This is a genomic window from Microlunatus ginsengisoli, assembly GCF_039537205.1.
Classification (GTDB): Bacteria; Actinomycetota; Actinomycetes; order Propionibacteriales; family Propionibacteriaceae; genus Microlunatus; species Microlunatus ginsengisoli.
The window spans coordinates 34,843-35,266 of the sequence record NZ_BAABAB010000004.1 but is presented as its reverse complement, the minus strand read 5'-3'; the positions used below and the strand labels follow the sequence as shown (position 1 = coordinate 35,266).

At 68.9% G+C, this 424-nt stretch carries 1 protein-coding gene; it reads left to right on the top strand.

Annotated features, from left to right (window positions below):
* Positions 1-424, top strand: a 424-nt coding sequence (locus tag ABD747_RS02150; protein ID WP_344801471.1) for a thiamine pyrophosphate-dependent enzyme, incomplete at both ends; no start/stop codon positions are given.

The following is a 424-nucleotide window of genomic DNA, read 5'->3' as shown; positions in this document are numbered from 1 at the left end:
TCGACGGGGCCGAGCCGGACGTCCGCGCGGTGCAGATCGACATCGACCCGACCATGGTCGGCCTGCGCTACCCGTTCGAGGTGAATCTGGTCGGCGACGCCACGGCCACCCTGCGGGCCTTAATCCCGTTGCTGCACCGGCAGGAGGACCGATCGTGGCGGGAGACGGTCGAATCCAATGTGGACCGCTGGTGGCAGGTGATGGACACCCGGGCGCGGGTCGAGGCCGATCCGATCAACCCGGAGACAATCTTCGCGGAGCTGTCGCCGCGGCTGCCCGACGACGCCATGATCAGCGCCGACTCCGGTTCGGGCACCAACTGGTATGCCCGGCACGTCAAGATGCGCGGCAGTATGCGCGGCACCCTGTCCGGCACCCTGGCGACGATGGGCTGCGGGGTGCCGTACGCGATCGGCGCCAAGTT